This is a genomic window from Acinetobacter lwoffii, from assembly GCF_024129715.1.
In the GTDB taxonomy this organism is placed as follows: Bacteria; Pseudomonadota; Gammaproteobacteria; order Pseudomonadales; family Moraxellaceae; genus Acinetobacter; species Acinetobacter lwoffii_U.
The window spans coordinates 32,904-59,833 of the sequence record NZ_JAMXXM010000017.1; the positions used below are offsets into that span (position 1 = coordinate 32,904).

General features: G+C 45.2%; 29 protein-coding genes and 3 pseudogenes. 9 read left to right on the forward strand and 23 right to left on the reverse strand.

The genetic code is table 11. The annotated features are described in order from the left end of the window. Window positions 1–75 precede the first annotated feature (75 nt). From rpsQ to NI462_RS10980, 12 genes and pseudogenes are all read right to left on the reverse strand, one after another. Window positions 76–333 carry a 30S ribosomal protein S17 gene (rpsQ, locus tag NI462_RS10925; RefSeq protein WP_004281504.1) on the reverse strand — a complete coding sequence of 86 codons (258 nt, stop codon included), beginning with the start codon at window positions 331–333 and terminating at the stop codon, window positions 76–78. Then, window positions 330–527 carry a 50S ribosomal protein L29 gene (gene rpmC, locus NI462_RS10930; RefSeq protein WP_004281505.1) on the reverse strand — a complete coding sequence of 66 codons (198 nt, stop codon included), beginning with the start codon at window positions 525–527 and terminating at the stop codon, window positions 330–332. The genes rpsQ and rpmC overlap by 4 nt, the downstream gene beginning before the upstream one ends. Continuing rightward, the gene (rplP, locus tag NI462_RS10935; protein ID WP_004281506.1) at window positions 527–940 is read right to left on the reverse strand and encodes a 50S ribosomal protein L16; all 414 of its coding nucleotides are present in this window, start codon (window positions 938–940) and stop codon (window positions 527–529) included. The genes rpmC and rplP overlap by 1 nt, the downstream gene beginning before the upstream one ends. Beyond that, window positions 880–1,696, reverse strand: a pseudogene (rpsC, locus tag NI462_RS10940) (30S ribosomal protein S3). Before rpsC ends, rplP begins: the two are co-directional and overlap by 61 nt. Window position 1,697: 1 nt before the next feature. Continuing rightward, the gene (rplV, locus tag NI462_RS10945; protein ID WP_001982638.1) at window positions 1,698–2,027 is read right to left on the reverse strand and encodes a 50S ribosomal protein L22; all 330 of its coding nucleotides are present in this window, start codon (window positions 2,025–2,027) and stop codon (window positions 1,698–1,700) included. Between the two features lie 11 nt (window positions 2,028–2,038). Beyond that, on the reverse strand, window positions 2,039–2,314 hold the full coding sequence (gene rpsS, locus NI462_RS10950; RefSeq protein ID WP_004281508.1) for a 30S ribosomal protein S19: 276 nt from the start codon (window positions 2,312–2,314) through the stop codon (window positions 2,039–2,041). 19 nt (window positions 2,315–2,333) lie between these two features. Continuing rightward, window positions 2,334–3,158 (reverse strand): 50S ribosomal protein L2, encoded by an 825-nt coding sequence (gene rplB / locus NI462_RS10955; protein WP_004281509.1) that lies wholly within the window; start codon window positions 3,156–3,158, stop codon window positions 2,334–2,336. Window positions 3,159–3,169: 11 nt separating this feature from the next. Continuing rightward, a complete protein-coding gene (rplW, locus tag NI462_RS10960) occupies window positions 3,170–3,490 on the reverse strand; it encodes a 50S ribosomal protein L23 (RefSeq protein WP_004281510.1) in 321 nt (106 codons plus the stop codon). Continuing rightward, window positions 3,487–4,089, reverse strand: coding sequence for a 50S ribosomal protein L4 (gene rplD, locus NI462_RS10965; protein ID WP_004281511.1), 603 nt, complete (start codon window positions 4,087–4,089; stop codon window positions 3,487–3,489). Before rplD ends, rplW begins: the two co-directional genes overlap by 4 nt. A gap of 11 nt (window positions 4,090–4,100) precedes the next feature. Beyond that, on the reverse strand, window positions 4,101–4,739 hold the full coding sequence (gene rplC, locus NI462_RS10970) for a 50S ribosomal protein L3 (protein ID WP_004645054.1): 639 nt from the start codon (window positions 4,737–4,739) through the stop codon (window positions 4,101–4,103). 60 nt (window positions 4,740–4,799) lie between these two features. Beyond that, complete coding sequence (gene rpsJ, locus NI462_RS10975) at window positions 4,800–5,111, reverse strand: 30S ribosomal protein S10 (RefSeq protein WP_000070912.1); 312 nt, start codon at window positions 5,109–5,111, stop codon at window positions 4,800–4,802. Between the two features lie 272 nt (window positions 5,112–5,383). After that, window positions 5,384–6,118 (reverse strand): type 1 glutamine amidotransferase, encoded by a 735-nt coding sequence (locus NI462_RS10980; RefSeq protein WP_148335048.1) that lies wholly within the window; start codon window positions 6,116–6,118, stop codon window positions 5,384–5,386. Window positions 6,119–6,281: 163 nt separating this feature from the next. Here NI462_RS10980 and NI462_RS10985 point away from each other — a divergent pair, with 163 nt between their 5' ends. The 5 genes and pseudogenes from NI462_RS10985 to yihA form a co-directional block, all read left to right on the forward strand. Next, window positions 6,282–7,484: a PLP-dependent transferase gene (locus NI462_RS10985; protein ID WP_253160591.1), complete on the forward strand. Its 1,203-nt coding sequence runs from the start codon at window positions 6,282–6,284 to the stop codon at window positions 7,482–7,484. 18 nt (window positions 7,485–7,502) lie between these two features. Then, window positions 7,503–9,020 carry a helicase HerA-like domain-containing protein gene (locus NI462_RS10990; RefSeq protein ID WP_253160592.1) on the forward strand — a complete coding sequence of 506 codons (1,518 nt, stop codon included), beginning with the start codon at window positions 7,503–7,505 and terminating at the stop codon, window positions 9,018–9,020. Between the two features lie 153 nt (window positions 9,021–9,173). Beyond that, window positions 9,174–9,935, forward strand: a complete 762-nt coding sequence (locus tag NI462_RS10995) for a globin domain-containing protein (protein WP_005101211.1) — start codon at window positions 9,174–9,176, stop codon at window positions 9,933–9,935. Between the two features lie 97 nt (window positions 9,936–10,032). Then, entirely contained in the window at window positions 10,033–10,473 is a 441-nt protein-coding gene (locus NI462_RS11000; protein WP_035341959.1) for an RrF2 family transcriptional regulator, read from the forward strand. A 105-nt stretch (window positions 10,474–10,578) separates the two neighbouring features. Continuing rightward, window positions 10,579–11,355, forward strand: a pseudogene (yihA, locus tag NI462_RS11005) (ribosome biogenesis GTP-binding protein YihA/YsxC); the annotation flags it as partial. Between the two features lie 280 nt (window positions 11,356–11,635). Here yihA and NI462_RS11010 read toward each other — a convergent pair. Further along, complete coding sequence (locus NI462_RS11010; RefSeq protein WP_253160594.1) at window positions 11,636–12,883, reverse strand: dicarboxylate/amino acid:cation symporter; 1,248 nt, start codon at window positions 12,881–12,883, stop codon at window positions 11,636–11,638. 173 nt (window positions 12,884–13,056) lie between these two features. Beyond that, on the reverse strand, window positions 13,057–13,929 hold the full coding sequence (locus tag NI462_RS11015) for an acyl-CoA thioesterase (protein WP_004645045.1): 873 nt from the start codon (window positions 13,927–13,929) through the stop codon (window positions 13,057–13,059). Window positions 13,930–14,212: 283 nt separating this feature from the next. Between NI462_RS11015 and plsB the strand changes: the two genes are divergently transcribed. Further along, entirely contained in the window at window positions 14,213–16,780 is a 2,568-nt protein-coding gene (gene plsB / locus NI462_RS11020) for a glycerol-3-phosphate 1-O-acyltransferase PlsB (protein ID WP_253160595.1), read from the forward strand. Window positions 16,781–16,887: 107 nt separating this feature from the next. On the opposite strand, the gene NI462_RS11025 is transcribed toward plsB, so the two are convergent. Continuing rightward, a complete protein-coding gene (locus NI462_RS11025) occupies window positions 16,888–17,691 on the reverse strand; it encodes an NAD(P)H-binding protein (RefSeq protein WP_253160596.1) in 804 nt (267 codons plus the stop codon). A gap of 33 nt (window positions 17,692–17,724) precedes the next feature. On the opposite strand from NI462_RS11025, the gene recG reads away from it, so the two are divergent. Together recG and NI462_RS11035 are read left to right on the forward strand one after the other, a co-directional pair. Further along, window positions 17,725–19,770 (forward strand): ATP-dependent DNA helicase RecG, encoded by a 2,046-nt coding sequence (recG, locus tag NI462_RS11030; RefSeq protein WP_253160597.1) that lies wholly within the window; start codon window positions 17,725–17,727, stop codon window positions 19,768–19,770. Next, complete coding sequence (locus NI462_RS11035; RefSeq protein WP_253160598.1) at window positions 19,757–20,392, forward strand: ComF family protein; 636 nt, start codon at window positions 19,757–19,759, stop codon at window positions 20,390–20,392. Before recG ends, NI462_RS11035 begins: the two co-directional genes overlap by 14 nt. A 4-nt stretch (window positions 20,393–20,396) precedes the next feature. On the opposite strand, the gene NI462_RS11040 is transcribed toward NI462_RS11035, so the two are convergent. Both NI462_RS11040 and NI462_RS11045 read right to left on the reverse strand, forming a co-directional pair. Further along, a complete protein-coding gene (locus tag NI462_RS11040) occupies window positions 20,397–20,798 on the reverse strand; it encodes an NUDIX hydrolase (RefSeq protein WP_004732301.1) in 402 nt (133 codons plus the stop codon). 30 nt (window positions 20,799–20,828) lie between these two features. Further along, entirely contained in the window at window positions 20,829–21,419 is a 591-nt protein-coding gene (locus NI462_RS11045; RefSeq protein ID WP_004732303.1) for an LOG family protein, read from the reverse strand. A gap of 152 nt (window positions 21,420–21,571) precedes the next feature. Here NI462_RS11045 and NI462_RS11050 point away from each other — a divergent pair, with 152 nt between their 5' ends. Beyond that, window positions 21,572–22,585 (forward strand): CorA family divalent cation transporter, encoded by a 1,014-nt coding sequence (locus NI462_RS11050; RefSeq protein ID WP_005248226.1) that lies wholly within the window; start codon window positions 21,572–21,574, stop codon window positions 22,583–22,585. A 241-nt stretch (window positions 22,586–22,826) separates the two neighbouring features. On the opposite strand, the gene NI462_RS11055 is transcribed toward NI462_RS11050, so the two are convergent. From NI462_RS11055 to NI462_RS11080, 6 genes and pseudogenes are all read right to left on the reverse strand, one after another. Further along, on the reverse strand, window positions 22,827–23,117 hold the full coding sequence (locus NI462_RS11055; RefSeq protein ID WP_253160599.1) for an STAS domain-containing protein: 291 nt from the start codon (window positions 23,115–23,117) through the stop codon (window positions 22,827–22,829). A gap of 15 nt (window positions 23,118–23,132) precedes the next feature. Then, window positions 23,133–23,771, reverse strand: a complete 639-nt coding sequence (locus NI462_RS11060; RefSeq protein ID WP_174894180.1) for an MlaC/ttg2D family ABC transporter substrate-binding protein — start codon at window positions 23,769–23,771, stop codon at window positions 23,133–23,135. An 18-nt stretch (window positions 23,772–23,789) separates the two neighbouring features. Further along, window positions 23,790–24,467 (reverse strand): outer membrane lipid asymmetry maintenance protein MlaD, encoded by a 678-nt coding sequence (mlaD, locus tag NI462_RS11065; RefSeq protein ID WP_184412729.1) that lies wholly within the window; start codon window positions 24,465–24,467, stop codon window positions 23,790–23,792. Continuing rightward, window positions 24,467–25,246 carry a lipid asymmetry maintenance ABC transporter permease subunit MlaE gene (gene mlaE, locus NI462_RS11070; protein WP_004281531.1) on the reverse strand — a complete coding sequence of 260 codons (780 nt, stop codon included), beginning with the start codon at window positions 25,244–25,246 and terminating at the stop codon, window positions 24,467–24,469. Before mlaE ends, mlaD begins: the two co-directional genes overlap by 1 nt. Then, window positions 25,243–26,061: an ABC transporter ATP-binding protein gene (locus NI462_RS11075; protein WP_253160600.1), complete on the reverse strand. Its 819-nt coding sequence runs from the start codon at window positions 26,059–26,061 to the stop codon at window positions 25,243–25,245. Before NI462_RS11075 ends, mlaE begins: the two co-directional genes overlap by 4 nt. A 405-nt stretch (window positions 26,062–26,466) precedes the next feature. Continuing rightward, window positions 26,467–26,930, reverse strand: a pseudogene (locus NI462_RS11080) (DEAD/DEAH box helicase); the annotation flags it as partial.

A 26,930-nucleotide genomic window follows, 5' to 3' on the forward strand; every position in this document is an offset into this window, starting at 1 on the left:
CGAGCAACACCGGTCGAAATTTCGAAAGGCTCAAAGAGTACTCGAAATTGACCGATGATGCAACAAGAACGTTAATTACTCAGCAGCTGCTTCAACAACTTCAACTAGAGTCCAAGACTTAGTTTTAGAAATTGGGCGGCTTTCTTTAATGGTTACAACATCACCAGCTTTCGCTGTGTTGTTCTCATCATGAGCATGTAATTTTGTTGAACGGCGGATTAATTTGCCATACAACGGGTGTTGAACTTGGCGTTCAATAAGAACAACGATAGATTTATCCATCTTGTCGCTTACAACTTTGCCAGTTAACGTGCGGACTGTTTTATCACTCATTGTCCGTTCCCCTGTTTTTCGGTAAGGAGGGTCTTAATACGAGCAATAGTCTGACGAGTAAGTGCAACTTCATGCGATTTACCCAATTGACCAGTTGCTTTCGCCATACGAAGACGGAATTGGTTAAGCTGTTGCTCATCAAGCAAAGCTGTCAACTCTTCTACCGACTTTTCACGTAGATCTTTAGTTTTCATTACATTACCGTCCGAGTCACGATAGCGGTTTTAAACGGAAGCTTAGCTGCTGCAAGCGTAAACGCTTCGCGAGCCAATTCTTCGTTAACACCATCAATTTCGTACAAGACTTTACCTGGTTTGATTTGGCAAACCCAATATTCCACAGAACCTTTACCTTTACCCATACGCACTTCAAGAGGCTTAGAAGTAATCGGCTTGTCCGGGAATACACGGATAAAGATCTTACCACCACGCTTAATACGACGGCTAATTGTACGACGCGCTGCTTCAATTTGACGCGCAGTCATTTGACCACGTTCAACTGATTTAAGTGCAATAGTACCGAAAGATACTGTGCTACCGCGGTGTGCTAGACCAGTGTTACGGCCTTTCTGCACTTTACGGAATTTAGTACGCTTAGGTTGCAACATGGATTATTCTCCTTTTTCAGCAGAACGATCATTGCGACGACCACGACGCTCTTGACCTTCACCACGACCACGACCGCGTTTAGCTGGACGCTCTTCTGCTGGAGCTGGGTTCATGACTTGTTTCATGCCGCCCAAGATCTCACCACGGAAGATCCAAACTTTAACACCGATCGTACCGTAAGTAGTCTCAGCACGCATAGTCGCATAGTCGATATCTGCACGAAGCGTATGTAGAGGTACACGACCTTCACGATACCACTCAGTACGAGCAATCTCAGCACCACCTAAACGGCCTGAAACTTCTACTTTGATACCTTTAGCACCAGCACGCATTGTGTTTTGTACCGCACGCTTCATAGCACGACGGAACATTACACGTTTTTCTAATTGAGAAGCGATAGCTTCAGCAACTAGACGCGCGTCTAAGTCTGGACGATCAATTTCATTGATACTTACTTGCGCAGGAACACCCATGATAGATGTCAATTCGCGTTGTAGTTTCTCAATATCTTCGCCTTTTTTACCGATTACGATACCTGGACGAGCAGTGCTAATAGTTACTTTAGCAGCGCCTGTAGGGCGTTCGATAAGAATGTTGCTGATCATCGCGTTTTTAAGTTTTTTGATCAAAAACTCACGAACTTGAAGATCTTTAAGCAAGTATTCAGCGTATTGTTTCGGATTCGCATACCAGTTAGCGTTATGACGTTTCACAACACCTAGGCGGATACCGATTGGATGAACCTTCTGACCCATATCAAACCCCTACCTTAACGGTGATGTGACAAGTACGCTTAGTAATACGATCTGCACGGCCTTTAGCACGTGGCATAATACGTTTCAGGCTCATGCCTTCATCAACGTAGATCGTAGAAACTTTAAGGTCGTCTACATCTAAACTGTTATTGTGTTCAGCGTTTGCAATCGCAGATTCCAACGCTTTCTTAACTAGAACTGCAGCTTTTTTGTTGCTGAAGTTAAGGATGTTAAGAGCGTGCGCAACAGATTTGCCGCGGATAAGATCTGCAACCAAACGAGCTTTTTGTGCCGAGATAGCGGCACCGCGTAATTTAGCAGTTACTTCCATCATAGCACCCATTAACGTTTAGATTTCTTGTCAACACCGTGACCGCGATAGGTACGAGTTGGTGCAAATTCACCAAGCTTGTGACCAACCATGTGCTCAGAAACGATCACAGGAACGTGGTTACGGCCATTGTGTACAGAAATTGTTAAACCAACAAAATCCGGGAGGATCATCGAACGACGCGACCAAGTTTTGATCGGCTTACGGTTATTAGCCGCGATAGCCGCTTCAACCTTAGCGAACAAGTGCGCATCGACGAATGGGCCTTTTTTCAGAGAACGAGGCATTGTCAGATTCCTTTACTTGTTACTTAACGCGACGGTCGCGAATAATCATCTTAGTCGTACGCTTATTGGTACGTGTCTTGTACCCTTTAGCTTTTTGACCCCATGGGCTTACAGGTTGAATACCTTTGTTACGCCCTTCACCACCACCATGTGGATGGTCAACTGGGTTCATCGCCATACCACGAACGGTAGGACGAACACCACGCCAGCGTGATGCACCAGCTTTACCTAGTGAACGAAGGTTGCTTTCTGAGTTAGATACTTCACCTAACACAGCACGGCATTCAACGTGAATTTTACGCATCTCGCCTGAACGCAGACGAACGATAGCGTAAGAACCGTCACGACCCAACAGCTGAACTGAAGTACCAGCTGAACGAGCTAACTGCGCGCCTTTACCGATTTTAAGTTCGATGTTGTGAAGAGTAGAACCGATAGGCATGTTGCGAAGCGGCAAGCAGTTACCTGGACGAATTGGAGCATCGTTACCAGACTGTACTTTATCGCCAGCGCGAAGGCCTTTAGGAGCGATGATATAACGACGCTCACCGTCAGCATACAATACAAGTGCAATGTGTGCAGTACGGTTAGGATCGTATTCGATACGCTCTACAGTTGCAGGAATACCATCTTTGTTACGTTTAAAGTCAACTAGACGGTAGTGCTGCTTGTGACCGCCACCAACGTGACGAGTCGTGATGTGACCGTTGTTATTACGGCCGCCAGTACGTTTTTTAGCTTCAACCAACGGAGAGTATGGTGCGCCTTTGTGAAGGTGATCGTGAACCACTTTCTCTACAAAGCGACGTCCTGGAGACGTTGGCTTACATTTTTGAATAGGCATAATTCTCGTCCTTATTCCGCTGTGCTTTCAGCGGTATCGCCCAAGTCAGCCATTTCAACATCTTGGCCAGCTTTCAGGGTGACGTATGCTTTTTTAACATCAGAACGACGTCCTAATGTTTTACCAAAGCGTTTAGACTTACCTTTAGTGATAGTCGTGTTAACTTTAACAACTTCCACACCAAAGAGTTGTTCCACTGCTTTTTTGATTTCAAGCTTGTTTGCATTTAATGCAACTTTAAACACTTGAACACCAGCAGTTTCACCTAAAACTTGTGCTTTTTCTGAGAATACAGGTCCTTGCAGGACTTGATAGATACGTTCGTTGTTCATCCGAGTTCTACCTCAATTTTCTTAGCAGCAGCTACAGACATAACAACTTTGTCGAACGCAATCAAGCTAACCGGATCGATTGCAGCAGCATCAACCACATCAACGTGTGGAATGTTGCGCGCAGCAAGATACAGGTTCTCATCAACAGCATCAGTAACGATCAATGCGCGAGTCGCATTCAAGTCGTTAAGTTTTGCAAGCAATTCTTTAGTTTTTGGAGCTGCAACAGCAAACTCTTCAACTAAAACTAGGCGATCTTGACGAACAAGTTCAGCTAGGATGCATTGCATAGCACCGCGGTACATTTTACGGTTTACTTTTTGAGACCAGTCTTGTGGACGAGCAGCAAAAGTTTTACCACCGCCAACCCAGATTGGGCTACGAATAGAACCAGCACGAGCACGGCCAGTACCTTTTTGACGGAATGGCTTGCGACCACCACCAGAAACGTCTGCACGTGATTTCTGAGCTTTTGAACCTTGACGGCCACCAGCTAAATAAGCTGTAACCACTTGGTGAACAAGAGCTTCATTAAATTCACGACCGAACGCAACTTCTGATAATTCAACAGCAGAGCCGGAAACAGTATTTAAATTCACGTTATTTCCCCTCAGGCCTTGATCGTAGGACGAACGATTACGTCGCCACCAGTAGCACCAGGAACCGCGCCTTTAACAACTAGAACTGAACGTTCTGTGTCGATAGCAACGATCTCAAGACCCTGTGTAGTTACGCGTTCAGCACCTAAATGGCCAGCCATTTTTTTGCCTTTGAATACGCGACCAGGAGTCTGGTTTTGACCAGTAGAACCTAAAACACGGTGAGAAACTGAGTTACCGTGAGTTGCATCTTGCGTACGGAAGTTCCAACGCTTAACACCACCTTGGAAACCTTTACCTTTAGATTGACCAGTTACGTCAACAACTTGACCAACTTGGAACAATTCAACGGTAAGCGTACCACCAACTTCACGACCTTCAAGATCAGCTTCTGTAGCACGGAATTCTTGAACTAGACGACCAGCTGCAACACCCGCTTTCGCGAAGTGGCCTTTCTGAGCGTTAGTTACGCGAGATTCGCGACGTTCACCAGTAGTGATTTGAATCGCTTGATAACCATCAGTTTCAAGCGTTTTGATTTGAGTGATGCGGTTAGGATCAACCTCAATCACTGTAACAGGCACAGAAACACCAGCATCTGTAAAGATACGTGTCATACCGCACTTGCGACCGACTAAACCAATAGCCATGTGCATAAACCTCTAAAAAAGCGGCCTAATTAACTTAGAGTGTTAATTAACCCGAAAGCCTTAACCCAATGCGATCTGAACATCAACACCAGCTGCAAGATCTAACTTCATCAATGCATCTACAGTTTTGTCTGTAGGTTGAACGATGTCGATCAAACGCTTGTAAGTACGGATTTCGTACTGGTCACGCGCGTCTTTGTTTACGTGTGGTGATGTTAAAACGTTAAAACGTTCAATGCGTGTTGGCATTGGAATTGGACCACACACTTGTGCGCCAGTACGTTTTGCGGTTTCTACGATTTCTTGAGCTGATTGATCAATCAGGCGATGATCAAAAGACTTAAGACGGATACGAATTCTCTGGTTAGACATACCAGTAAACTCCAAGCCAAATATATAAAGAATCACTCTTGACGCATCTCACCCCACTTTATGTGGGCAAGTGTCAAGAGCAGTGAAATATCACTAAGGTCATGATCGATGCCACGACTGTAACGATAGTTAACTACTTTATTCGCAGTTAACCCCCTTCCTATTGAAGGGTCGCTTATTATAGCCATTGTTTAATGCATAAGCAAATCTCTTTTATGGTTTTATCCAAGTTTTCAATTTATGACTTAAAACAATAGTTTATTGTGTAAATATTAGGCAGTTTTTGCCAAAACATATTCTATAGCACGATTTAATATCTGATTTCCTTCAATAAATTTTTGCTTCGTGGTTTTTTTTAATTCAAATAAATTTTGCACATATTTTCCTGAAAATTGTGCAAGCTCTCCTTCATTTTCTAAAAACAATTCGAGTGTTTCTGGGGTAATTTCCGGATGAAACTGGAAGCCCAATACATTTCTGCCCAACTGGTACATCTGATTACGACAGGCTTCATTTTCTGCCAGATGGACTGCCCCTTTAGGCAATTCAAATGTTTCATTGTGCCATTGCAGAATATTAAACTGCTCCGGCAGGCTAAAACACGTCTCTGGTAGATTCGCCACTCTGTGCACCGTGGTCCACCCCAATTCTTGTTCTGGATTGCGACTAACACCTGCACCCAAAGCATTTGCAATCAACTGCCCACCCAGACACAGGCCAATTGCCGGTTTACCATGCGAAAGATAGCGACGCAACCAGCGTTTTTCTATTTTTAACCAAGGGAAATTTGCTTCATCATTCACACTCATGGTTCCCCCCATAATGATCAGCAAATCCACCTCTTCCACTGCAGGCAGCGCCTCGATCTCCAGCGGCCGATCCACGGGTAAAGCAAAAAATTCAGTCGCGGTAATGTGCGCCTGATGCTGCTTTAAAAATTCATAACAACTACCAAAACCTTCACCAGCAATATGCTGAAAATAATGCACTTTTAAATGCGACTTCATGCTCCTCAACCTATTTTTTTAGCTATATAGATTTAGGTTTTGCAAAAATGAAGCCAACTTTTTATAAGACTTGTTGTTTTTAAACAATTCACAACGTAACTGGCAGTGAGTCACAGATTCTCTTAAGCTAGAGTAATATTTGATTACATTTGAGCGCATTCACGTGAAACAAGACTCTCAAACTCGCCTGATTCATGCACCACGAAAGGCTCCTCAAGCGATTTCCACCATTCAACCTCCCCTCTATCGTGCATCGACCATTATCTTTAACAATACCGATGCCCTGTTTAATCGCCATTGGACCGATGACTATGATTATAGTTATGGCACGCATGGCACGCCTACGACCTTTACGCTGGGCGATAACATCGCACAACTCGAAGGTGGTTTATATCACCTGCTCGCACCGAGTGGTTTATCCGCGATTAATCTCGTGAATTCTTGCTTTTTAAGCCAGGGCGATGAGGTTTGGGTAGCTGACAATATCTATGGTCCAAACATGGAGCATTTACGCAATATGGAAAAGCGTTATGGAATTACGGTTAAGGTCTACAATCCCATAGAGCTTGATACATTTCAGCCTACAGATAAAGCCAAACTGATCTGGCTCGAGGCTGCTGGCTCAGTCACCTTGGAATTTCCGGATCTGGCTGGTTTAGTGAAAAAAGCTCAGGCACACAATATTCTTACTGCGCTGGATAATACCTGGGGCGCAGGTCTGGCTTTTGATGCCTTTGATTTTAGTGAAGAGCATTTAAGTGTAGATATGACGGTACATGCACTGACCAAATATCCAAGCGGCGGTGGTGATATCCTGATGGGCTCAGTGGTTACGCGAGATAAGACCCTGCATCACAAACTGTTCCGTGCGCATGCCATTCAGGGCATTAGTGTTTCTGGTGATGATGTGGCACAGATACAACGTAGTCTGGCTTCGATGCAACTGCGATATCAACATCAATCCAGCAGTGCGCTTACATTAATGACATGGCTTAAACAGCAAACCGAGTTTGTGCAAGTACTTCATCCTTCAGATCCGGACAGTGCAGGCCATCAGTACTGGAAAGAAATTTGCAAGCAAGGTGATAGTGCCGGCCTGGTCAGCGTGATCTTTGACAGCACATACGTAATGCAGGATATCCGGAATTTCTGTGATAGCTTAAAACTGTTTAAGCTTGGCTTTAGTTGGGGTGGCCCTGTCAGTCTGGTCATGCTATATAACTTAAAAGACATGCGTGTGCTGGAACATTCATACTTAAAAGACGGCTTGCTGGTTCGTTTCTGTATTGGACTGGAATATCCGAAAGATTTGATTCAAGATATTCAGCATGCACTAGAACAAATGAAAAAACTTAAAAACGAATAATAAATAACAGGAAAAGCTATGGGTAGACCAATTGTTATTGCTAAAAAAACTGCGGATACCACACAGGATATTGTGCTGCATTCCCAACTTGCCAATCGACATGGCTTGATTGCAGGTGCCACTGGTACCGGAAAGACTGTGACTTTAAAAGTATTGGCGGAGAGCTTTTCTCGAATTGGTGTACCTGTATTCCTCGCCGATGCCAAAGGCGATGTGTCCAGCCTGGCCAAAGCAGGTGAAAGCAGCCCCAAGTTTGATGAACGGATTAAAAGTCTCAATATCGAGTCCATTCCTTTTGCAGCCTCACCAGTGGTGTTTTGGGATTTATTTGGCGAACAGGGTCATCCGATTCGCACTACCATTTCTGAAATTGGCCCGCTGCTGCTGGCGCAAATACTGAATCTGAATGACACCCAGGAAGGCGTTTTATCTGCCGTGTTTCGGATTGCCGATGATCAGGGTTTATTGCTGATCGACTTTAAAGACCTGAAAGCGATGCTGAGTTATGTCTCTGAGCATGCGGCTGACTTTAAAGCTGAATATGGCAATCTTTCACCCGCCAGTCTCGGTGCGATTCAACGTAATTTGTTAGCACTGGCTGACCAAGGCGGTGACCAGTTTTTTGGCGAGCCGGCGCTGGATCTGATGGACTTTTTGCAGACGGATAGTCAAGGACGTGGCAATATCAATTTGTTGGCGGCTGACAAGCTGATGAATACGCCTAAGCTATATGCCACGTTCTTACTCTGGATGCTCTCCGAGCTGTTTGAACAGCTTCCCGAAGTCGGCGATCTGGACAAACCTAAACTGGTGTTTTTCTTTGATGAAGCCCATCTCTTATTTGATAATGCCAGCCCTGCCCTGCAAGAAAAAATTGAGCAGGTGGTGCGTCTAATTCGCTCGAAAGGTGTAGGGATTTATTTTGTCACGCAAAATCCGTTGGACTTACCTGAAAGTGTCTTAGGCCAGCTCGGCAATCGGGTTCAACATGCTTTGCGGGCTTTCACTCCCAAAGATCAAAAAGCAGTGAAAACCGCAGCAGAGACCTTCCGAGCCAATCCTGAATTTAAAGTCGATCAAGTGATTACCGAACTTGCTGTCGGTGAAGCCCTAATTAGCTGCCTGGATGAAAAAGGCATTCCGCAAATTGTAGAACGTGGCTGGATCATGCCGCCGCATTCCTCCTTTACACCGATCTCGCTTGAAGAACGCAAGGCTCTCATGCAGCAAAGTATTGTCGCCGGTATTTATGAGCAGCCAGTCGATCGGGACAGTGCCCACGAAATGCTGCAAAATAAGGTGGCAGAACGCCAGCAGCAGGCTCAAGCCGCCGAACTTGCCAAGCAGCAACTTAAAGAACAGGAACGTCTGGCACGAGAACAGCAAAAAGAAGCTGAACGCGCAGCCAAGCAACGAGAAAAACTGACTCAGGACATTGTCGGCACCTTTGCCAAAAGTGCTGCCCGCAGCCTGGGCGGGAGTACTGGGCAGAAAATTGTGCGCGGCTTACTGGGTTCGCTGTTTGGCCGCAAATAATCCCCCTCCTTTTCCGATCATCATCACACTTTTTATGGGATATTCTTATATCCCATAATTTTTTTATGGTTTTATGACTATGCGCTATTGTAAAGCTATTTTAAAAGATGTAATTTAAATGCATCTTTTAAAAAACATCTGTAGATAGCTCTCATGACTCCACAACATATTGAACTTGTACAAGCGACTGTTCCTGTTTTACGTGAAAACGGCGTAGCACTTACTACGTATTTCTATAACCGCATGCTGAACAACCATCCAGAGTTGAAAAACACCTTCAACATGGATCATCAAAGTACTGGCCGTCAACCACGTGCCTTGGCTGCCGCAGTACTTGCCTATGCTGAAAACATTACCAATCCGGGCGTTTTGGCCAAAGCCATCGAACGCATTACCACTAAACATGTCAGCCTGGATATTCAACCGGATCAATATGCGATTGTCGGTGAGAACCTGTTGCACTCGATCAGCGAAGTTTTAGATGTACCCATGGACTCAGACCTGATTGCAGCCTGGAAAGAAGCGTATATGCAACTGGCAGATATTTTGATTGGTGTGGAAAAATCTAAATATGCCACTCTAGCTTCTGAAAATGGTGGCTGGGCGGGCTGGCGCGAATTTGAAGTAGCAGCAGTCAATGATACCGATGCAGGTAAAATCTTTACACTTAAAGCTAAAGATGGTGCAGCGATTGCAAGTGCTGAAGCGGGTGAACATATTTCAGTACGTGTACAGGTGCCTGAACAGCACATTCGTCAACCACAACAGTTTAGCTTTGATCAGGCTCAAAACGAGCAATATCAAATTACTGTGAAAGCGGAAGAAAATCCAACCGCATTCTCGGTTGCACAGACACTGATCGACCACTACAAAGTTGGTGATGTAGTTGAAGTGTCTGCCCCGCTCAAGCTTTAATTACCAAAACGGTTTAGACTAGCATCAGATTCTGATTAAAAGCTCCATTCGTGGAGCTTTTAACATTCAATTCTTTCATTTTCTAGCTGTTGACCTTATGCAACTCAATAAATTCACTGACTATGCGCTTCGGATTCTGATGTATGTCGCACAGCCACGTGATCTCCCCTATACCATTGCAGAACTTGCCGAGCGATTACAGGTTTCACAAAATCATGCCATGAAAATCGTGCATTTTATGGCGAAACAGGAGTGGCTGATTACCACACGTGGTAAAGGTGGCGGCATACGTTTAAATCCGGCCAGCCTGAACCTCCAGCTGGGACAGATTGTGCGGATCCTGCAACGCGACAACAATGTAGTGGAATGCAATAGCCCACCCTGCGTATTACGTCCGACCTGTGGCTTAAAAGGCATTTTAGATGATGCCGTGGAACAGTTTTATAGCAGTCTGGATCACTATGTACTTAAAGATGTGATTACGCCACGAAATGCGCGTTTCAGCACAAATTCTCCGATCAGCCTGATTAATCTTTAAAGTCTTCCGGGTCATGTCTTGTGACTTATTCTTGCGGCAAAGTTCGCTTGCCTGTGCGACTTCCTTTATAATGTTTCATTGTAGATCATTTATTGAAGTTGAGTTATGCACCACAGCAGAGGAAAATCCAAAAACAGTAAGACAGCCCATGCGCCTAAGCAAAAGATCAGCTATGAGAAAAAAGTTGATTCTGCCATTACTGAATATTCTGTGCGCGCACTCAACTGGCTACGCAAAGCCGAATTTTTAATGAGTGCACCCAAACTCAGTCTTTGTGTAGAAGATACAGGCTATGAAATTGCTTTTGCCGGCCGCTCAAATGCGGGTAAGTCCAGTGCGATTAATGCCCTGACCAACCAGAAACAGCTGGCACGTGCATCGAAAAAACCTGGCCGTACCCAGATGATCAACTTTTTCAGCCTGGGTAATCCGGATCAGCGTCTGGTCGACTTACCCGGTTATGGTTATGCGGCTGTGCCTGAAAAAATGAAACTGGTCTGGCAAAAAGAACTGGAAAATTACCTGATTCACCGTCAAAGCTTGCAAGGCCTGGTATTGCTGATGGATATTCGCCATCCCCTGCAACACTTTGATGTGATGATGCTGGAATGGGCTTATTCTCGCCAGTTGTTCGTGCATGTCTTGTTAACCAAGTCAGATAAACTAAACCGTGGTCCTGCATCCAAAGCCTTGCAGGAAGTCAAAGCGGCATTGAAAAAGATGAAGCTGGATTTCTCGATTCAACTGTTCTCCTCCATGAACAAACAAGGTTTAGAAGAACTGGCCAGTGTCATGGGTGGCCGTTTGAACTTTACCTTAGATCAAGCCTCTGAATATGATCTGGACAGTATTCCTGAAGCATCAGTGCATGATTTGAATGAATCGGATGAACCGCTTGAAGAACTCGAGCTTAGTGAATCCGATTCGGAGCATGTTACTGAAGTATCGACATATGATTTAAATGAAGCTGAAGAACCACTGGAATTGCTTGAGCAGGATCAATCCGAGCTTAAAGCGGCAGATGAGCTAAATCAGAATAAGCGTTCAGCGGATTAAGACCATATCACCTAAATGATCTGTGATCATTCTTGATTTATTAAAACTCAACGTACAAATAAAAAAGCAGGTCAAATACCTGCTTTTTTTTATTTTTTTAAATGTTTTAGCTATCTGTAGCTTGAAGATCGGGTTCACGCGTATGCCGGTCCACCACCACGCTGATCATCATATCTCCCTGAACATTCACCACTGTACGTACGGTATCCAGTAAACGGTCGATCGGTAAAAGAATGGCAATCGCCTCGGCAGGTAAACCAACCGATTGCAAGACCATAATCATGGTCACCATACCGGCACTCGGAATTCCCGGTGCACCTAAGGATGCAATCATCGCAGTTGCACAGACCACCAGTTGCTGCCCCAGACTCAGATCCAGCCCCATTAAATTGGCAATAAACAGAGCTGCAGCTGCTTCATACAGCGCCGTACCATCCATATTCAACTGTGTACCAAGTGGAATCACAAAGCCTGCAGTGTGTGGACGTACCCCTAAATTTTCCTGCGCGCATTTCATCGACAAGGGCATGGTGGCCGAACTGGAACTGGTGGCAAAGGCAGTAATCAAGGCAGCACGTGTGCCTTTAAAGAACGTGACCGGATCCATCTTGCCGAAAATCCACAGCAATAAAGGCAAAACCACGATGCCATGAAAAATCGTCGTACCGGTGACTACCGCAGCGAATTCAGCCAAACGACTGAGAACTGAAACATCTTCAGTGGCAATTAATTTAGCCAATAAGGCAAAAATACCGAGCGGTGCCAGTTTCATCACCCAGCCAATCATCAACATCATGATTTCAAAAAACTGGTGACTCAGCTTGCGCACAGTACGGAATTTATCTCCACCTGCGACTAGTGCTACACCCACAAATAAGGCAAAGACTACCACCGCCAAGACATTCCCATCGGCAAATGCTTTAAACGGATTGATCAGGGTATTCTGAATAAAGTTGGTAAAGAAAGAAGATGGCGTAAGCGTATCCGGTGTTTGATGTTGCGCCATGGCATCCTGGAACATCAGCACATCAACACCCTTACCGACATTAAACAAATGCGCACACGCCAGCCCCAAAATGAGTGCTAAGGTAGTGGTGGTCACACAGCACATCAGGGTAACTTTCCAGGTGCGGCTTAGCTGCCCACCCGCCTGCAGATTGGATACGCCGACCACGATCGAGCTAAAAATCAGCGGCACTAACAGCATTTTTAACAAGCCAATAAAAATACTGCTGACGATGCCGATGCCATATAAGCTGATATCAAAAAATGAGGTCTGCGGAAATATCGTCAATAGAAATCCAAACAGCACCCCCAATACGGCGGCAATTAAAATTTGCGTATTTAAGCTCATCTTTTCATGCATTTTTAATATTGATCTTAAGCCGCACTATGCCATGCAGTGTCTATAGAATCGAGTAATATTTTATAAACGCATGGTTGAAGCATGGCATCAAATGGCCTTTTTCATCCGGCTTAAAAACAAAAAACCCAATCTAGGATTCGGCTTTTTGACAGACTACAAACTTATTGTGTTTCGATTTCACGTAAGCGGATCAGACCTTCCTGAGAGGTACTGCAGACCAGCTCGCCGTTCTGCCACATCCGGCCAAAATTCAGGCCGCGCGAACTGGCGCTCTGGGTGGCATCCATATCGTAAAGCATCCATTCATCCGCACGGAATGGTTTATGGAAGTACATGGCATGGTCAATACTGGCACATTGTAAGCTTGGCGAGATATAGCTCAGACCATGTGGACGAAGCGCTGTGGTCATCAAGGTAAAGTCAGAATAGAAAGCAGCAATGGCCTGATGCAAGGAGATCTGATCGACTTCTGCAGCAATACGGTCATGCGTACGGATATAGTGCGCATAAGACGGTGCTTCAGGTTGAGGCTGGAATGGATTTTGCGGATTGACCGGACGAATTTCCACATGACGATCACGAGTGAAAGATGCACGAACATTTTCCGGAATAAACTCAATAATCTGCTTGATCAGCTCTGCTTCATTTTTCAGGCTTTCTGCCGGTGGATATTCAGGCTCTGAAATCTGGTAATTTAGCCCTTCTTCCTGATGCGCGAAAGACACCATACACATGAAAATGGTACGGCCATGCTGAATGGCGCGCACCTGACGGCTGACAAAACTCTTGCCGTCACGGATACGATCCACTTCATAAATAATCGGTGCATTGACATCCCCGCCAAACAGAAAATAGGCATGTAATGAATGTGCTGGACGGTCTGTGGTATAAGACGCGGCGCGTAGTGCCTGCCCTAAAACCTGCCCACCGAACACGCGCTTGCCCACCAGATTCCGGCTGATTCCCCGGAAAATGTTTTCTTCTAACTTTTCTAAGCTGAGCAGCTCGACCAGTTCCTGTGTTAAGGCATTCATAAGCAACCTATCTAATATTGGAGATATCCCAAAATGGAAAAAAGGATCTAAATAATTGATCTGGAATATTCTGCCACAAAATCAGACCGAAACTCTAAAGTTTGCATGACTGTTCTGTCATACTGATGTCATAAGTGACTAGGAAAAGCACCTGCTTTCACGCTAAAATTGAAGCACTTCTGTTGAAGTTGTTAAAAAAAGATATATTGTTTCATCTTAAAAACCCGCAAAATAAATCCCCTCAGAAGTCCTGTGGTTTTGGTCAGTAAAATTAGGAGCAGCTATGTCCAAGAATGGCTTTGGTCAAATGTATCGCAAGCTTTCAAGTAAACTACTTGATCTTGTGGTTACCCCTCATGTTCTTGGGGAAGTACCAAGTGAAGTGACAGCACCTGAATCTGATCAGACTGCAGCAGAATCGCAGAAACTGGTCTGCTACGTTTTACAGAACCATTCTCGTAGTAATGCACTGGTTGTCGATGCAGAAACGCGCCGCTTAAAATTGCCGGCTGCACTTGATCCAATGCAACTGGGTAACAATAAAGAAAAAGCATCGGTACTGTTTTTACAGCATCATGATGAAAATAATTTGCTCAGCTCACCACCGCATGCTTTCCCGCCGCGCTTATTACGCCTGATTGAAATTCTAGAGCAGCACCCTGAGCTGGATGTCGAACTGGTTCCGGTAACAGTACTTTGGGGACGTGAACCTGAGAAAGAAGATTCCTGGTTTAAGCTTTTATTTACCGATACCTGGTCTACGCCAAGCCGGGTCAAACAACTGGTCAATATCGGCCTGCATGGTCGCCAGTCTTATTTAGAGTTCCATGAATCGCAGTCTTTACGCACCTTGATTAACTTTGCTAAAGAGACGCATCCAAATTCAGCGCCGGCCACCTATATTGTCAGCACTTTAAATGATTACCTGGATGGTCAGCGTGAAGTCATTCTCGGGCCGGATCTGTCCGACCGCCGTAATGTCATGCATGGCCTGATCAAGTCACCCGATGTACAGGCAGCGATTCGCAATGACAGTATTCGTAGCAAAATCTCGATGCTGGAATCTGAACGTCGTGCGATTGGTTATCTGAACGAAATCGTTTCCGATTATTCTCATTCTACCGTACGTTTTGCCGACAAGGCCCTGACCCGCTTATGGACCCAGCTTTATGATGGTGTGGAAGTGCATAATTTCAGTACCGTGCGTGAACTGGCCAAGGATTATGAAATTGTCTATACCCCATGTCACCGCAGTCACATCGACTATTTGTTATTGTCTTATGTGATCTATCGTCGTGGCTTGATGGTGCCGTATATCGCTGCGGGCGATAACCTGAATATGCCTTTTGTCGGTCAGATTTTGCGCGGTGGTGGCGCTTTCTTTATTCGCCGTACTTTCCGCGGCAATGCGCTGTATACCACGGTGTTTAAAGAATATCTGTATAGCGTCCTGTCACGTAATACACCATTAGAATACTTTATTGAAGGGGGCCGTTCACGTACCGGTCGTTTGCTTCCGCCAAAAACCGGGATGCTGGCAATGACCGTGCATGGTCATTTACGTGGCAAATCTAAGCCGATCGTATTTTTGCCGACCTATATCGGCTATGAACGCCTGATGGAAGGTGGCACTTATGTCGGTGAAATGAGTGGCAAGCCAAAAGAAGCTGAGTCTATTTTTGGTATTTTGAAAACCCTGCGCAAGATTGAACGCATTTTTGGCAAGGTGCACCTGAACTTCGGTAACCCAGTGTTTCTGGATGATATTCTGAAACAGCATGGCGCAGAACATATCAAGATCGAAAAGAATGATGATCCGATTCCACAAGCCGTTTCTGATGCAGTGAATAGCTCGGCACAGGCCATTCTGGAAAATATCAACAGTGCGGTCGTGATCAATCCAGTATCGTTATTGTCTTTAATCTTGCTGGCTACGCCGAAACATACGCTGGATGAAGAGATCTGTATCAAGCAGCTAGATACCTATCGCAACTTGCTAGCTGCCTTGCCTTATGATGAGCGCATGCAGGTGACGCCACTTTCTGGCAAGGAAATTATTGCCTATGCGATGAAGCTGAAACTGATCAAGCGGGTCAAGCATGTACTGGGAGATATTATTGCGATTGAAGATAATCAGGCAGTTCTGCTGACGTATTTCCGTAATAATATTGTGCACACTTTTGTGCTGCCATCTTTGATTGCAGCCCTAGTTGAACATAACGGTACCATTCGCCGTCATGATGTCGTGAATATCAGCAGTACCCTGTACCCATTCCTCAAAGCTGAACTGTTTTTAAAATGGCATGAAGATGAGATTCAGGATCAGGTGAATGCGCATATTGACAGCTTAATTGCCTCAAAACTGATTACACAAGATGGTGAAAACCTGATTGCACCTGCACCAAATACAGAAGCACATCATCAGCTTGAAGTTCTAGCTGCACCAGTAACCCAAAGTCTGGAACGTTACTACATGACTTTGGCACTGATTACCCAGCGTGGTTCTGGCAATATTTCGACCCGTCAGGTCGAAGAGCTGAGTTATCTGGTGGGACAGCGCCTGTCTGTGCTATATGAGTTCAACTCACCTGAGTTCTTCGACAAAGCCCTATTCCAGAGCTTTATTAAAGTCTTAACCCAAAAAGGTTATCTGTGTACCAATGAAGACAATGCGATTGTCTTTGATGAGCAGCTAACCAATGTGGCTCAATATGCAGATTTGGTACTGGATGAAGTGAAGCTACAAATGCTGCACCACATCACCGACTTTACGGATGAAGAACTGAAAGAAGCTTTGGATGCAGTTGCGGCTGAACAAGCCAAGAAACGCGCGAAGCGGAAAAAGAAGTAAGGCTTTTTATTCCCTCTCCTTTCAGGAGAGGGTTAGGGAGAGGTAATTTCAAAAAGCCCTCCTCCTAACCTCCTCCCAGAGGGAGGAAGAACTTCAATCTACTGGATTTATTTTTTCATTAACTCCAAATAATCCTGATAACAGTCTGGATGCTCTAACTCAAATCCCATTTTCTGCATTCGAGTCGCATAAAGTTTCTTACCTGTCACCTGCTCACTTTCTACTTGCAACAAAGGAAGTCCCAGCTGCTGTTGGAACCATTGCAATATTTCATGCAATAATTTTGGCTGGTTATCGGTCACAATATAAGAAGATTCCGGATGTTCCACGTGAATCATATGTGACAAGAAACGTGATAAATCTTCAACATGAATCCGGTTGGACCAATGCAGATTCGGATATCTCAACATCGAGGCGGCCATTTTTTGCAGACGTGCAACTGAAGTACCGTAAATGCCGCTCGGACGAATGATGGTACATTGCTCAGGATAAGCAGCGAAATAGGCCTGCTCCATCTGCTGCAAGATTTTGCCCTGAGCATCAATTGGGTGAATTTCAGTTTCGTCGTCTACGATTTCACCGGAATTTTGCCCATACACTCGTGTCGATGACACCACCACAATCCGCTTCACCGGATGCTGTTTCAAGGCAGCCACAATAGGTTGAACCGAATCCAGATAAGTCTGCTGATAGCCTTCAACCGTATTTTGTTTTGGACTAAGTAATACATAGACCCAGTCAATCGGAGGAACTGCTGTTAAATCCAGTTGATGCACATCCTGAATCAGATGAGTTGCGAATGAATCTGTTTTGGGACTCTGGCTAATTGTGCTAATTTGATGACCTTGCTCAAATAGTTGTTTAGCCACACGTCGGGATGTTTTACCATAACCGATAAATAAAATATGCATTGAGCACCGAATCACAAATCTGGTTGAGGGGACATGGCTGCAGTCCATCAGTTACAAGGCGTTGGCAATGCCGCCGCTGCATTACTCGAAAAACTAAATATCTTCAATACTGATGATTTGCTTTTTCATCTACCACGTGACTATGAAGACCGTAGCACGATCATTCCTATGAATCAATTGAGCGTGGGACGCAGCTATCTGCTGGAAGGCATCGTTAAAGGTGTGGATTTCCCCCCTGGCAAACGCAAATCCATGGCTGTGCTGCTAGATGATGATTTTGGCAAAGTCACTTTACGTTTTTATCATATTTATAAAGGCATTACTGACCGCTGCAAACTGGGTAACCGTTTAAGAATTTTTGGTGAAGTGCGGGTTGGTGCGCGCGGTCTGGAAATGTATCATCCCGAACTGCAAGTCATTACTGAGGACACACCTTTACCTCAAACCAAGCTCACGGCAATTTATCCGGCGACTGAAGGCCTCACCCAGCCAAAAATACGGGATTATATTCAGCAGGCCTTGGCTCAATACAGCGACCATCTGCCTGAACTACTGCCAGCAAAATTTAGCAATGGTTATGCGCTGAAACAGGCACTGGAATATATCCATCATCCACCAGTCAATGCCAATATGCTGCAGCTGGCACAAGGCTCACATCCTGCACAGCAGCGCCTGATCTTTGAAGAACTGGTGGCGCATCAGATCAGTTTATTGACCCGGCGTGCCTTTATTCAGCAGGTTGAAGCCCCTTCATTTGCACCGAGTAAAACCTATGCCAAACAGCTTCTGGCCAGTCTGGCTTTTGAAATGACCGGTGCGCAAAAACGTGTATCCAAAGAAATCGCACAAGATTTAAAAGCCAATAAACCAATGTTACGTCTGGTGCAAGGCGATGTCGGTGCCGGCAAAACATTGGTGGCCGGTGTCGCAGCCTGTCATGCCCTGGAAGAAAGCTGGCAAGTGGCGTTGATGGCACCTACCGAAATTCTGGCCGAGCAGCATTATCTCAACTTTAAACGCTGGTTTGAGCCACTAGGTCTTAATATCGCTTGGTTGTCCGGCAAGCAAAAAGGCAAAGCCCGCGCCGCAGCGGAACAGGTCATTCGGGACGGGAGCGCCCATCTGGTGATTGGCACCCACGCCCTGTTTCAGGAGAATGTCGAGTTTGCCAAACTCGGTCTGGTGATTATTGATGAGCAACACCGCTTTGGAGTCGATCAACGTCTTGCACTCAGAAATAAAGGGCTAGATGGCATGTCCCCGCATCAGCTGGTAATGACCGCAACCCCGATTCCCCGCACCTTGGCCATGTCGGCTTATGGTGATCTGGATACCTCGGTGATTGACGAGCTTCCGCCGGGCCGTACCCCGATTCAGACCGTGACCATTCCATTAGATCGACGCGAAGAAGTCTTGCAACGGATTGCCAGCAACTGTGCTGAAGGTAAGCAGGCATATTGGGTGTGTACACTGGTAGAACAGTCCGAAACCCTGGATGCTCAGGCCGCAGAAGCGACCTTTGCCGAAATTCGCGAGCGCTTTCCTGCGCTGAATATCGGACTGGTACATGGCAAGATGAAAGCCGATGAAAAACAGGCGGTAATGCAGCAGTTTAAAAATAATGAATTACAGCTCCTGATTGCCACCACCGTGATCGAAGTCGGCGTCGATGTACCCAATGCCTCCATTATGGTGATTGAAAATGCCGAGCGTCTAGGTCTATCTCAATTGCATCAGCTACGTGGCCGGGTCGGTCGTGGCGCCAAAGCCAGCTTCTGTGCCCTGCTGTATAAGCATCCACTTTCGCAAAATGGTCAGGAACGTTTAAGAATCATGCGCGAAACCAATGATGGTTTTATGATTGCCGAGAAAGATCTGGAGTTACGTGGTCCCGGAGAACTGCTTGGCACCAAACAGACGGGTGACATGAATTTCCGTGTGGCCAAACTGGAACGTGATGATCACCTGCTCAATCAGGCACATTATGTGGCTCAGCAGATGCTCAAGGATTATCCTGATCACGCTGAGGCATTATTGCAACGCTGGCTACCGGAAGCACCGCGCTATGCCTATGTTTAAATTACTGGAACATGGAAAATCCTGGCTGACCCGTTTGCAGCCCTGCCAGCTCTGCCTGACCGATCATCAGGTCATTCATTCAGTCTGTGAAGATTGCTGGCAACAATTACCGTGGGCACATCAAACCATTCAACGACAGGAAATGCAGTTTCAGATTGCCTGCGACTATGCCTATCCGATGGATCGTTTGATTCAACTGTTTAAATATGAACAGAAACTGCATTTGCAAAATTTGCTGGCCGGCGCACTACTGAGTTTAAACTTACCCAAAGTCAGTGCAGTGGTACCGATGCCCATCTCGACTGAACGTCTGGCCGAGCGCGGTTATAATCAATCGCTGGTACTGGCCAAACATGTAGCGAAACAGCTGAATGTACCCATCTGGCAACCGATTACCCGACTAAAACAACATTCACAGAAAGGTCTAAGCCGGCTGGAACGGATTGAAGACATCCAATCACAATTCCAGATCAGTACCATTTCCAAGCTGCGTTACCGTCGGGTGCTGATTATTGATGATGTGGTGACGACCGGCAGCTCGATTCGAGCACTGAGCCAAACACTTGAACAACTGGGCTGTCAAAAAGTTTATGCAGCCTGTCTGGCAGGTGCTCAAATCTGAAAATTTAAGCTTGGGCGAGTAACTGCGACTTCACCCAAGGAATCACAATTTCAGTGGTCAAGGGTGCGAGTCGTAGCTCTTTTTCATCCAGATCGACCCATTTCATTTCGGCAATTTCCGCTTCAATTTTTGGTGCTTGATCCAGACTTACCCAATAGACATAACTCACCAGTTGATGATCTGGTTCATTCGCCGTCTGGGTTTCAAAACGCCCAATGAATTGCTGAATCTGTGCCTGTGTGCCAATTTCTTCCTGAATTTCACGCAACATCGTTGCTTCTGGTGCTTCATTTGGCTCCAGCTTGCCACCAACCTGCATAAAGCAGGACGTCCCTTTTTTACGAACCACCAGCAGTTGCTGCGCTTCATTTAAAATAATGGCTGCAGCCACCGTAATCACTTTCATTTATTTTCTACAAATCATGCTGTGGACAGCTTATTTTACAAGATCGGTCTGATCGACCATACCCCATTTCGCTTCAGGCGGCTGATAACTTTCAAACTGGCGCAAAATATCATCCAGATTATCACTCACAATTAAAGCATCGCTAAAGCGCGCTTTGGTAAAACCTTTCTCAGTCGTCATATGGATAAATTTGAGTAAATCATCGTAAAAACCATCTACATTTAAAAAAGCACAAGGCTTTTTATGAATTCCCAACTGTGCCCAGGTCCATTGTTCAAAAATTTCTTCCAGGGTTCCAGCACCACCCGGAATGGCAATAAATCCCTGTGCCAGTTCCGACATGCGGGTTTTACGTTCATGCATATTATCGACCACAAATAGCTCGGTAATATGCGGATGCGCCAGCTCACGATTGACCAGCTGTCTTGGAATTACGCCAATCACCTTGCCACCAGCAGCCAAAGCACTATCAGCGATAATTCCCATCAAGCCAGAACGACCACCGCCATAGACCAGCGTCTGATGCCTTGCTGCCAAGGTTTGGCCAACCTTTTCGGCAATCTGGGCATAGAGAGGATCCGAGCCCAGTGCTGAACCACAAAAAATTGCAATAGAATTCATCATTTCACTCTCCAATTGACGCTATATTGTACGAAATCGCTGCAAGCGCGCTTTTTCCAAAAATAACTGCTTAATATCAGTGTTTTTATTCAATTCCTTGTCTAAAATACACCCATTCCAATTCACATACTGCGCCAGGGAGAAAAGACAGCATGCTTGAAGCCTTTTACGCCACAGAGCGCGGTAGCTTAGAAGATATCACGATTAATGGTGATTTCGACCTGCATCCAGATTTAGTATGGCTTGATCTGATTGCACCTTCACAAGAAGAGCAGCAATGGATTCTAGATGCCTATGCGCAAAACTTACCGACCTTAAAATCGCTGGAAGATATCTCCTCTAGTGCCCGATTTTACCGTGATGATGACGGTATTTTGCATATCAGCACCTATTTTTTAACCAAAAATAAAAACTATCAGGTCGAGAACGAAAACGAAGATGAATCCAGCATGCTGGCGACGGTACAAACCGTAGCATTCATTCTGCATAAGGACCGTCTTTTTACCTTGCGTGGCGAAAAGCTGGTGGCTTTTCGTGCCTTCCGTGCCCGTGCGCGCCGCAATGATTATGAAATCGATTATAAAGATCCGACCTGGATTTTATTGGGCCTGCTCGAAGCCAAACTGGATGAGCTGGCCGATATTCTGGAAGATGTACATAAAGATTTAGAGAAATATTCAACTGAAGTGTTGAATAACCGCCATCGTGAGCAGATTCTTGATCTGGATGACATGATTACCCGACTAGCTCAACTGGAAGATATGCTCGGTAAAGCGCAGCTCTGTCTGATCGATTTACGTCGTGTTCTGACTTTCCTGTCTCGTCCACGCGCCTTAGGCAGTCATATTTATGATGCGGATATCCGAGAACTTAGTGAAGATGTCCGCTCGCTGGTTGAACATGATGCCTTCCTGTTTCAGAAAGTGCGCTTCCTGCTCGATACCACGTCCGGATTCATTAACACGGAACAGAACGATACAATTCGTCGATTCTCGATTCTGCCAAGTATGCTCGCTCCACCGATGCTCATTGCCAGTATTTATGGCATGAATACCGAAGTTCTGCCTTTTGCACAAGGCACCATGAGCTTCATTATGGTCAGTATTATTTTGATCGGCTTTTTAATCGGGCCATTGATTTACTTTAGATGGAAGAAGTGGATTTAATTTCTTCACCCTCTCTCTAACTCTCTCCCATAGGGAGAGAGGACTTCCAATATTTATTGAGATAGTAGTTTTTAAAAATATCATTTCTCTCCATAAATTTAGAGAGGAAGTTCCCTCTCCTTTTAGGAGAGGGTTAGGGTGAGGTCATATTTTAATCCTTCCTAACCTCCTTTTGATAAAGGAAGGAATTTACTTTTAAAATGTATCAACAATAAAAAAGCACCTGTCGGTGCTTTTTTATTTACTGAGTGATCTGTAAATCATCCTGTAAATGACAGGCCTGAATGATATTCATCATTTTAGCAGGAACAGCTTTAAACTGTAGTCCTTGCGCTTGAGGAGTTTGGCGCAACCAGCGCACCAATACTGCCAAAGCCAAAGTACTACCACTTTCAAGCCCAGCTAGATTAACCACAAGCGGAAACTTGCTCTGTGACTGAACCACACGCAGACCATTTAGGTAATAGTCCTGCGCATTGGCATAGTCAATCTTGCCTGAAACCTGCAATTCCTGATCCTTGAATACAATCACGGCTCACCTATCTGATTATTTCTTGTTCTTGTCGATTGCAGCTTCTGCATCCGGTTTGAAGTTAGCAATGGCTTTATCTATATTACCGCCATTACGTTTGACTGTCGCAGCAAACTGGTTACGGAATTGCAAACCTAGATCGATACCCGATACGTTGATGTTGCGGATTTTCCATTGTGAACCTTTGTCCACCAGCTGGAACGCCACTGGAATTTTCTCGCCTTTATTATTAAAGTCGATGGTTACAACAGGATTTTTGCTATTGCTGGCCTTGTACGGACGCACGCTATAGGTCTGATTGCTGAACTTGGAAAATGCAGAACCATAATTTTCAATGAGCGTTTCACGGAAATTCTTTTCAAACTGCGCGCGCTGTGCAGCAGTACTATACTGGTTCGTCGCATAAGTCCCCATCACAATACGCGTGAAAGACTGTGAATCAATGTATGGATCCAGATTCTGGCGGACAATCGCTTTTACCAGCGCTGGATTGTTCTGCAATTTTGCGTTATCAGCTTTGAGGCGCTCAATCAAACCATCTGCCACTTTTTTAATAAAAACAGGTGGTGCTTCAGACGGTGCAGCAAACACTGTACCAGCAATCATTGTTGAAAGAATGCTTGCTGCAAGCGTTTGTTTTACTAAAGTCTTCACTGAAATCTCCTCAATCTATTATTCAACAAATACAGGTTCTGCATCAGTCGATTCTGAAACTGTCGCCTGTTCTGGGGCAGTTTCTTGACTATCCGACGATTTACCGGCACCGCCAGTAATGAACTTCGTCACTAAATCTTCAATTTCCATGGTGCCTTGGGTATTGGCAATCTGATCACCGCGTTTCAAATAGTTCAGACCACCACCTGGAATAATTTTCAGGTATTTTTCACCCAACAACCCATTGGTCGCTACCATAATATAAGCATCTTCATCAATATTGGTGATGGAGTTCATGTTATCTAACAGTTGTTTTTCCATGTCTTTTTGTTGCGCAGGTGCAGCCGCAGTATAGTCCGAACTATAACGTAACTCTTCCAGTGCTTCCTGCTGAACTTGTTTTAATTGTTCAGTATTAAAAGAGGTCAATGAGCCATCCAGGGTCATATGCACGGTTGCCAGACGCGTTACAGGATCTAAGGTAATGTCATCGACCTGTCCTACTTTCACGCCACTTAAAGCGACTTTGGCACGTGGCTTGATGCCATTTACATTTTCAAACGTTGCCGTCATTTTATAGCTGTCGGAAATATTGCTTCCCACCAGTCCACTGACACGCATCGCCAAAAAGAACAGGGCAATCCCGAACAAAATAACAAAAACACCAACGGCCAGCTCACTAGTACGTGATTTCATTAAACACCTCCGAACATGACCGCAGTCAACACAAAATCAAAGCCTAAAACGCACAGTGAAGAATATACGACTGTACGGGTTGTAGAAGTTGCAATACCTTCCGATGTTGGTACACAGGCATAGCCTTGATATACCGCAATCCAGGTACAAATTAATGCGAATACAAAACTTTTAATAATAGTGCCATTCAAGACATCTTTATAAAATTGCACACTGCTTTCCATGCCGCTCCAATACGCACCCTCATCGGCACCCAGAAAATCGACACCGACCATTTTACCGCCCATAATACCGACTGCGGCGAAGATGACCGAGAGCATGGGCAAGCTGAAAATCCCCGCCCAAAGACGCGGCGAAATCACCCGCTTCAATGGATCGACACCGATCATTTCCATACTGGACAATTGTTCAGTAGCTTTCATCAGGCCAATTTCCGCAGTCAAGGCTGAACCGGCACGTCCTGCAAATAGCAAAGCAGCGACCACAGGTGCCAGTTCACGCAGCAAGGTCAACGCGACCGCTGTTCCTAGCATCGACTCACTACCAAAGGTCGACAAGATGCTAAACATCTGCAAACCAAGCACGGCACCAATAAACAGGCCAGAAACCACAATAATCAGCAGGGACAATACCCCAACCCGATACATCTGATAAATAAACAGCTTTACGCCAAGCCAGGTCGGCATGGAAAATAAAATCTGCAACAGCATCAGGGTCGCGACCCCAATCCCCTGTACACGTTCAATAACGCGTCTACCTAATGCGGCAATTGCATTCATGAACGAACCTCATCACTTAAATAAGCTTGATGACTAAACTGATAATCCACCGGACCTTCTACCGAACCGGTCAGGAATTGCTGTACAAAAGCAGACGGATGCGCTCTCAGCTCTGCTGGTGTGCCCTCGCCCTGAATTTTGCCTTCTGCCACCACATAAATGTAGTCCGCAATCGATAAAGTTTCTGCAACATCATGCGAGACAATAATCGTGGTCAAGTCTAGTGCTTCACGTAATGAACGGATCAGACGAGTCAAAACGCCCATCACAATCGGATCTTGTCCGGCAAACGGTTCATCGTACATGATCAGCTCAGGATCTAGCGCAATCGCACGGGCCAAAGCCACGCGTCGGTTCATACCACCGGATAGCTCAGATGGCATCATCTGTTCTGCACCACGTAAACCGACTGATTCCAGTTTCAGTGCCACGATTTCCTTAATCAGATGTTCTGGCAATTTGGTATGTGCCCGAATCGGAAATGCGACATTTTCATACACGCTCATATCGGTAAACAAAGCACCGCTCTGAAACAACATACCCATCCGTGCACGTGCTGAAAAAAGTTCGGAACGTGACATCGTGGCAATATCTTTGCCGTCCAATAAAACCTGACCGTGCTCAGGAACCAGCTGCCCACCAATCAATCTTAATAAGGTGGTTTTACCAGTACCGGATGGCCCCATAATGGCGGTAATCTGCCCACGACGAATATTTAAACTCACGTCGTCATAAATCACGCGCTCACCCCGCTTGAAGCTCAGATTCTTGACTTCAATCAGAGATTGAGTATCTCGCGCTGTTTGATTTTTCATAGCTGAGTTTATTCCTGCATTTTTTCAGCATGCATACTATAAAGGAACGAAGTTCAAAATGTTAGCAGTTGAAAAAGGTGGTTTAATATCATAAAAAATGACAACAATGGATTATTTCGTATTTTTTGTAATAAAAATATGCACTTAAGCTTGAGCCAGGTACATTGATTAATTAAAAAGACTATATAAATAATAGATAATATTACATAAAATCAAAGTCAATGCGATATATGGCATATACACCTCTATCAATTGAGATCGAAGAGTTAAGCTTTTCATATTAATAATTATCATAACCCTGACAAAATATGATTTAGTAGACATTTTACGTTAAAAAGCAAAAAACTCAATGCATAAAAAAACCGGTATTTCTACCGGTTTTTTTATCTTCATCTAGCGACTGAATTAGTCGTTAAATTTACGACGTGGACGATCTTCACCACCGAACGAACGTTCACCACGTGGCTTGTCATCAAAGTTGCGACGTACTGGACGATCACCGAAATCACGCTTTGGACGGTCATCACCGAATGAACGCGCTGGACGATCACCGAAACCGCCTTCACGACGTGGAGCTGAACGATCACCAAAATCACGTTTTGGACGATCACCATAACCGCCTTCACGAGCTGGTTTATAATCTACACGGTTGCCACGGTTGTCATCATTAGAACGAGGACGGTCACCAAAACCACCTTCACGACGTGGAGCTGGACGATCACCGAAGTCACGCTTTGGACGGTCATCAAACGAACGTTGTGGACGATCACCGAAACCGCCTTCACGACGTGGAGCTGGACGATCACCGAAGTCACGCTTTGGACGGTCATCAAACGAACGTTGTGGACGATCACCGAAACCGCCTTCAC

Coding starts and splice junctions, on each gene's coding strand:
- NI462_RS11010 (WP_253160594.1), bottom strand. CDS start 12,883: ATGAGCTTAAATACGCAAATTTTAATTGCCGCCGTATTGGGGGTGCTG.
- rpsJ (WP_000070912.1), bottom strand. CDS start 5,111: ATGTCTAACCAGAGAATTCGTATCCGTCTTAAGTCTTTTGATCATCGC.
- rplV (WP_001982638.1), bottom strand. CDS start 2,027: ATGGAAGTAACTGCTAAATTACGCGGTGCCGCTATCTCGGCACAAAAA.
- NI462_RS11075 (WP_253160600.1), bottom strand. CDS start 26,061: ATGAAAAATCAAACAGCGCGAGATACTCAATCTCTGATTGAAGTCAAG.
- recG (WP_253160597.1), top strand. CDS start 17,725: ATGGCTGCAGTCCATCAGTTACAAGGCGTTGGCAATGCCGCCGCTGCA.
- NI462_RS11040 (WP_004732301.1), bottom strand. CDS start 20,798: ATGAAAGTGATTACGGTGGCTGCAGCCATTATTTTAAATGAAGCGCAG.
- NI462_RS11000 (WP_035341959.1), top strand. CDS start 10,033: ATGCAACTCAATAAATTCACTGACTATGCGCTTCGGATTCTGATGTAT.
- mlaE (WP_004281531.1), bottom strand. CDS start 25,246: ATGAATGCAATTGCCGCATTAGGTAGACGCGTTATTGAACGTGTACAG.
- rplP (WP_004281506.1), bottom strand. CDS start 940: ATGTTGCAACCTAAGCGTACTAAATTCCGTAAAGTGCAGAAAGGCCGT.
- NI462_RS11045 (WP_004732303.1), bottom strand. CDS start 21,419: ATGAATTCTATTGCAATTTTTTGTGGTTCAGCACTGGGCTCGGATCCT.
- mlaD (WP_184412729.1), bottom strand. CDS start 24,467: ATGAAATCACGTACTAGTGAGCTGGCCGTTGGTGTTTTTGTTATTTTG.
- plsB (WP_253160595.1), top strand. CDS start 14,213: ATGTCCAAGAATGGCTTTGGTCAAATGTATCGCAAGCTTTCAAGTAAA.
- NI462_RS11035 (WP_253160598.1), top strand. CDS start 19,757: ATGCCTATGTTTAAATTACTGGAACATGGAAAATCCTGGCTGACCCGT.
- NI462_RS11025 (WP_253160596.1), bottom strand. CDS start 17,691: ATGCATATTTTATTTATCGGTTATGGTAAAACATCCCGACGTGTGGCT.
- rplC (WP_004645054.1), bottom strand. CDS start 4,739: ATGGCTATTGGTTTAGTCGGTCGCAAGTGCGGTATGACACGTATCTTT.
- rplB (WP_004281509.1), bottom strand. CDS start 3,158: ATGCCTATTCAAAAATGTAAGCCAACGTCTCCAGGACGTCGCTTTGTA.
- rpsS (WP_004281508.1), bottom strand. CDS start 2,314: ATGCCTCGTTCTCTGAAAAAAGGCCCATTCGTCGATGCGCACTTGTTC.
- NI462_RS10995 (WP_005101211.1), top strand. CDS start 9,174: ATGACTCCACAACATATTGAACTTGTACAAGCGACTGTTCCTGTTTTA.
- NI462_RS11015 (WP_004645045.1), bottom strand. CDS start 13,929: ATGAATGCCTTAACACAGGAACTGGTCGAGCTGCTCAGCTTAGAAAAG.
- rplW (WP_004281510.1), bottom strand. CDS start 3,490: ATGAACAACGAACGTATCTATCAAGTCCTGCAAGGACCTGTATTCTCA.
- NI462_RS10980 (WP_148335048.1), bottom strand. CDS start 6,118: ATGAAGTCGCATTTAAAAGTGCATTATTTTCAGCATATTGCTGGTGAA.
- NI462_RS11050 (WP_005248226.1), top strand. CDS start 21,572: ATGCTTGAAGCCTTTTACGCCACAGAGCGCGGTAGCTTAGAAGATATC.
- rpsQ (WP_004281504.1), bottom strand. CDS start 333: ATGAGTGATAAAACAGTCCGCACGTTAACTGGCAAAGTTGTAAGCGAC.
- NI462_RS10990 (WP_253160592.1), top strand. CDS start 7,503: ATGGGTAGACCAATTGTTATTGCTAAAAAAACTGCGGATACCACACAG.
- rpmC (WP_004281505.1), bottom strand. CDS start 527: ATGAAAACTAAAGATCTACGTGAAAAGTCGGTAGAAGAGTTGACAGCT.